At 65.3% G+C, this 5632-nt stretch carries 5 protein-coding genes and 1 pseudogene; 3 read left to right on the forward strand and 3 right to left on the reverse strand.

Annotation, left to right across the window (positions count from 1 at the left end):
• The 3 genes and pseudogenes from A5697_RS28170 to A5697_RS21780 form a co-directional block, all read left to right on the forward strand.
• A pseudogene (locus tag A5697_RS28170) lies at nucleotides 1-544 on the forward strand (mammalian cell entry protein); the annotation flags it as partial.
• Complete coding sequence (locus A5697_RS21775) at nucleotides 541-1806, forward strand: MCE family protein (RefSeq protein WP_067944320.1); 1266 nt, start codon at nucleotides 541-543, stop codon at nucleotides 1804-1806. The pseudogene A5697_RS28170 and the gene A5697_RS21775, both read left to right, overlap by 4 nt.
• Nucleotides 1807-3546: an MCE family protein gene (locus A5697_RS21780; protein ID WP_067944318.1), complete on the forward strand. Its 1740-nt coding sequence runs from the start codon at nucleotides 1807-1809 to the stop codon at nucleotides 3544-3546.
• Nucleotides 3547-3580: 34 nt separating this feature from the next.
• Here the strand turns inward: A5697_RS21780 and A5697_RS21785 are convergent, their stop codons facing one another.
• From A5697_RS21785 to A5697_RS28175, 3 genes are all read right to left on the reverse strand, one after another.
• Complete coding sequence (locus tag A5697_RS21785; RefSeq protein WP_067944334.1) at nucleotides 3581-4102, reverse strand: hypothetical protein; 522 nt, start codon at nucleotides 4100-4102, stop codon at nucleotides 3581-3583.
• 134 nt (nucleotides 4103-4236) lie between these two features.
• Nucleotides 4237-4854, reverse strand: coding sequence for a hypothetical protein (locus A5697_RS21790; protein WP_067944316.1), 618 nt, complete (start codon nucleotides 4852-4854; stop codon nucleotides 4237-4239).
• Nucleotides 4851-5546 (reverse strand): hypothetical protein, encoded by a 696-nt coding sequence (locus A5697_RS28175; protein WP_068012013.1) that lies wholly within the window; start codon nucleotides 5544-5546, stop codon nucleotides 4851-4853. Before A5697_RS28175 ends, A5697_RS21790 begins: the two co-directional genes overlap by 4 nt.
• Nucleotides 5547-5632 lie beyond the last annotated feature (86 nt).

Below are 5632 nucleotides of genomic sequence, written 5' to 3' on the forward strand. Positions count from 1 at the left end.
CACCTCGCCGAACGCGCTCGGCAACTTCTTCAACGACTACAACGCCGACACCGGAACCATCGTGGGCGGCTTCGGGATTATGAACTTCGCGAACCCGACGTGGGGCGGTCAGCTTCTGCTGTCCTTCCCGGGCTGCGACCAAATCGGAGCCATCGAGAACGTCACTGCGGTCGAATCGGGGAAGCTGTGTGCCCTATTTCTCGGTCCTGGCCTGCGGCTACTCAACTTCAACAACCTGCCAATTCCCATCAACATCTTCCTGCAGAAGTCCGTGGATCCGTCCAAAATCGTCTACAGCGAAGCCCGGCTGGCGCCCGGCGGTGAGGGCCCGAAACCTGGACCACCCGAAATCCCGCCCGCGGTGTCGGCCTACACCGGTTTGCCCGGTGATCCGGTTGGACCGCCGGGGGCGGTGCCGCCGGCGCCCATACCGGGCGCGGCGATGCCGCTGCCGCCCCCGCCGTCGACCCCGATGCCGCCACCTCCGCCCCCAGCGCAGAGCACGTCAGACATGCTGCTGCCGGCCGATCGGCCACAACAATGATCGCGCGGATCGCGGCGCGCCGGGTGTTTGCCATCGGCTGCTGTGTGGTGGTGACGGCGACGGGATGCGCATTCCACGGCCTGAATTCGCTGCCGCTGCCCGGCGCGGTCGGACGCGGGCCGGGGGCCAACATTTACCACGTCGAACTCCCGAATGTCGGCACGATGGAGTCGAATTCGCCGGTGATGATCGACGACGTCGTCGTTGGCAGCGTCGGCACGATGAGGGTGCAAGGCTGGCACGCGGACGTCGAGATCTCGGTGAAACGCGATGTCGTCGTCCCGGCCAACGTGGTGGCCACCGTCGGTCAGACCAGCCTGCTGGGGTCGATGCATGTGGAGCTGAATACGCCCCCCGGTCAACAGGGCAGCGGACGGCTGCAGCCGGGCGCCACCATCCCGTTGAGTCGGTCGTCCGCCTACCCATCGACGGAACAGACGCTGTCGTCGCTGGGCGCGGTCGTCAACGGCGGGGGGCTGGGACAGATCGGGGAGATCATCCACAATTTCTCCGCTGCTCTGTCCGGGCGCGAGGGCGCGGTACGTGACTTGATCACTCGTCTCGACACCTTCGTCGGAACGCTGGACGACCAGCGAAACAACCTCGTCGACTCCATCCAGGCGCTGAACCGGCTCGCCGGGACGTTCGCCGGCCAACGCGACGTTCTCACCCAGGCGCTGCAGAAGATTCCGCCCGCGCTCGATGTGCTGATCAAGGAGCGCCCACGGCTCACTGCCGCCCTGGACAAGCTCCGCGTCTTCAGCAACACCGCCACCCGATTGGTCAACGACACTCAGGCCGACCTGGTGAAGAATCTCAAGAACTTGGAGCCGACCATCAAGGCGCTCGCCGATGTCGGACCGGAGTTGGGCACGGCCGTCGCTGCTGGGTTCGTGTTCCCGTTCACCCAGAATTTCGTCGACCGGGCGGTCCGGGGCGACTACTTCAACCTGCACGTCGACCTGGATCTCTCGATTCCACGGCTCAAGCGAGGACTGATGCTGGGGACCCATTGGGGGCAGCTGGACCAGCCGGAGCCGCCAGCACCGGGGGAGCCGTATTACCTGAATTACACACACGATCCGCTGCATTCGCCCATCAGGCCGCCGTGGGTCGACCCGGCCAGCCTCCCCCCGCTGCCCGGGCCGCCGCCGGGTACGGCTCCGCTGCCCGGGCCGCCCCCGGCCGCGGCTCCGCCGGACGGGGCCCTTGGCCAAGCCCCGGCCCCCGCAGAGGCGCCACCGACGGGAGCGGGTGGATAGATGCTGACGCGCTTCGTTCGTATCCAGCTTGCGGTCTTCGCGATCGCGGGGACCGTCGGCGTGATCGCGATGGTGCTCTTCTACATCCAGGCGCCCACCCTGCTCGGCATCGGCCGGATGACGGTGACGCTGGAGCTGCCAGCCGCCGGTGGCCTGTACCGGTTCTCCAACGTGACCTACCGCGGGGTCCAGCTCGGCAAGGTTACCTCGGTGGGGCTGACTCCAACCGGCGCGAAAGCGACGCTGTCGCTTGCCACTTCGCCGAAGGTCCCCGCGGACCTGACAGCGGAGGTGCTCAGTGTTTCCGCGGTGGGTGAACAGTACGTCGACCTCCGGCCGAAGACCGATTCACCGCCCTACCTGCACGACGGTTCGGTAATCTCGGTGCGCGACAGCCGGATTCCGCAGCCGGTTGGCCCGATGCTCGACCAGCTCAATGCCTTGGTTCAGAGCATACCGAAGACCAAGCTCGGTCAGTTGCTCGACGAGTCCTTCCAGGGCTTCAATGGCGCCGGTTACGACCTGGGGTCACTGATCGATTCTTCGCAGACGTTGTCCCGCGACGCCAACGGCGTCGTCGATCGCACTCGGGCCCTGACCGAAGACACCGGGCCGCTACTGGACACCCAGGCGCAGACCACCGATTCGATCAGGACGTGGGCGCGTAGCCTCGCCGGCATCTCGGATGTGTTGGTGAACAACGATTCCCACTTCCGGACCATCCTGCAAAACGGCCCCGAGGCCGCGAACGAAGCTTCCCGTCTTCTTGAACAAATCAAACCGACGCTGCCGGTGCTGCTCGCCAACCTGACCACCATCGGGCAGATCGGCATCACCTACCACCCCTCGCTGGAGCAACTGCTGGTGCTGCTGCCCTCGGCGGTTGCCATCGAGCAGGCTGCTTCCCCCACCAATGATCCCGACGGTCTGGCCAAGGGCGACTTTGCGCTCACGATCGATGATCCGCCGATTTGTACTGTCGGATTCATGCCCCCCAACACGTGGCGATCCCCGGACGATCTCACCGACATCGACACCCCGGACGGGTTGTATTGCAAACTCCCGCAGGACTCACCGCTTTCGGTTCGCGGTGCCCGCAACTATCCCTGCATGGGCCACCCGGGCAAGCGCGCGCCCACCGTCGAAATCTGCAACAGCGACAAACCGTACATGCCGCTGGCGATGCGCCAGCACGTCCTCGGCCCCTATCCGCTGGACCCCAACCTGCTCTCCCAGGGCGTCCCGCCCGACGACCGGATCACCTCCAACGACAGAATCTTCGGCCCGGTGGAGGGAACGCCGCTGCCGCCGGGGGCGGTGCCGCGCGGCACACCGGCGGGGCCGCGGGGGGAAAATCCACCACCGGGAACGGTTGGAGCGGCTGTACCGCCCGCACCGTCGTCGGGACCACCTCCGCTGGCGCCCATGTCGAGAATGTCGGCTGACCTTCCGCCCATAGCGCCACTGGACGTTCCTGCGGCCGGCGAACTTCCTCCGCCCCCCGCCGCGCCCGCTCCTCCCGACGCCGCGCCGGCAGATGCGGGCGGCGGCGGTGGGCCGCAGGCGGCGCCGAGCTCATTCGGTGGTGGGGCCGGCAAGCCAGTGCCGCCGTCCGTCACCATCGCCCGGTATGACCCGCATACGGGTCGTTACGTCGGTCCGGACGGCAAGTTGTACCAGCAGTCGGATCTCGTTGCCCCGAAAGCACCCAAGACGTGGCAGGACATGCTCCCAACCTGAGGCCGCCCCGAAAAGTAAAGCTACGAAGGCCCGGTCAGCTCAGCTTGTCCAGGCGCAACGGCATCGTGATGTCAAGCCACTGGTTTTGCCCGCACGCACCGGACGGGCCGACCGTCTTGTCCTTTCCGGCGTAGGTCGACGACCCGAGCTGGTAGCCGCCGTATTGGTTGACCGGATAGAAGAAAAAGGTCTGCTGTCCGTTGAACGCGGTGCCGTCCTCGCATCGCTCCCAGTTCGGCACCTCGCGTTTGGCCTTCCACATCTCCCCGTCGTTCATGTAGAGAGGCGCCGTCCAGCCCTGGTCGCTGCTCAACGTGCCGTGGCATTCCTGGAACGTCTCGCATGTCGAGCTGATCGTCCACGTCTGGACGACCGTCGGCTCCCCGAAGTACTGATCGTTGCGCTGGGCATAATCGCCGATGGATGTAACGCGGAACGTGCCGTTGACGGCGACTTCTTCCTTGGTTGTCGCCCGAGCGATGGATGCCGTGCCCACACCACCAAATACGGTGGCAGCGACCAGCGTTGCGGTGGTGAGTGTTCGAACTGATCGCATCAGGCGCTCCTTGACCCGCTTCAACTAACCGCCATTGTTAATGCGGTATCAACATTGCGTGCGGCTATTCGTGTAATGAGATTAACACCGCTTCCGCTCCGACAAAATGGCGATCGAACCAAAATGGAAAGGGCTCACGCCAGCGGTTCCAACTTCGAGATCAGCCAGGAGCCCTTGACTTTCGTCAAGGTCACCCGGGCGCCGTTCGCGGTTGTCTGCGGTTCTGGCTTTTCCTTGCTTGTGGCGGTCTGGTTGATGAACACCAGCACCACTGCCGAATTCGGGTGCAGCTCCATAACCGCGGCCCGAACCACCTTGGCTGTCTCCGTGACGTGCTTCTGCTGTGCCAGCGCGGCGATCTGTTCTGTGAACTTGGTGTAGTAGGCGAGAAAATTACCGGTGAGATATGACTTCGCCTTGGTGAAATCACGGTTCAGGTGGTCGGGAGCGTACGACAGCACCGCCACCGAACCTTCTGACGCAGCCTGGATTGCCCGGCGTGCCGCCGCGTCGCCGACCTCTTGATCCGGCCGGTAGAGATGGAGGTACAGACCGGCGGCGACGCCCATCGCGGTAACGACCAACACGGTCGCAACTATCGAACGGCATCTCGCCAGGCACCGTAGGCTCCAGCGCTTGATCGTGGCCCGTCGGTTGTCGGGAGCCGATCCGGCGGAAGCCGATGACGACCCCGTCTCATCGGACGGTGCGGATTCCATGCTGTCCAGCGACGGCCCGGGCTCGACAGTCATGACAGGAAATCAACTTTCGACATCTTGAGCTGCCCGCCTGCGCGGTCCATCGTGACGCTGAGCCGAAATAAAGCCGGTGGCGGTTTGGCGTTATCCGGCCCGATGGCATCGGTTTTCGCCGCCACGAGCACGACTCCAGAATTGTCGCCCAACGACTCGACAGCGACGGCTTCCACGGTCACCTTGCTGCCGACCTTCGTGTCCTCTGCCTTCTTGACCATGAGCAGCGACATCGCCGACAGTTGGCTGTTGAGGTCACCGGTGGAGGCATCGATCATGCGCTCAACATCCCTCTTGGCATGATCGGGGTCGATCGACATCAGCGCCGTAACCCCTTGCCGGGCTGCGGAAGTGAACTCTGCCGCGAGCCGTTGCTTGTGCACCGTGGTGCGGTGCTGCGACACCATGTAACCGCTCGCTGCGAGGGAAGCGGAGAAGAGCGCGATGCCGACGGCGGTGGCTATGGTCTTCCGCCTCGGGCGCCGGAGCCACCGTGGCCGCCGCGGCAACCGTAGTCGTGCCCGGATCGACTTTGCGGGCCGCTGCTCGGCATCCTGGGAAGCGGCGTGGTCGTCCGCTTTCTCGGTTTCGGCTGCCCCGCGCAGCCGGGCGAGGCGTGCCCGAGCCGCCTGGGCGCGCGCTTCCGCCTCGGCAACTTCGTCTTCCGGATCGATTTCCGGGATGGGCGCCACCGCGCCGGAGGCGACCCCTGAGCGCGACTGTGTTTCGTCGGGATCGGTGACGTCCGCCGGGTCATCGAACTGGTCGGCGTCGGGCC

The sequence above is a fragment of the Mycobacterium sp. E3251 genome, assembly GCF_001666835.1.
In the GTDB taxonomy this organism is placed as follows: domain Bacteria; phylum Actinomycetota; class Actinomycetes; order Mycobacteriales; family Mycobacteriaceae; genus Mycobacterium.

Bases quoted from the DNA above. Each gene is read 5' to 3' on its own strand.
- A5697_RS21785 (WP_067944334.1), bottom strand. From the start codon at position 4,102: ATGCGATCAGTTCGAACACTCACCACCGCAACGCTGGTCGCTGCCACC.
- A5697_RS21790 (WP_067944316.1), bottom strand. From the start codon at position 4,854: ATGACTGTCGAGCCCGGGCCGTCGCTGGACAGCATGGAATCCGCACCG.
- A5697_RS21780 (WP_067944318.1), top strand. From the start codon at position 1,807: ATGCTGACGCGCTTCGTTCGTATCCAGCTTGCGGTCTTCGCGATCGCG.
- A5697_RS21775 (WP_067944320.1), top strand. From the start codon at position 541: ATGATCGCGCGGATCGCGGCGCGCCGGGTGTTTGCCATCGGCTGCTGT.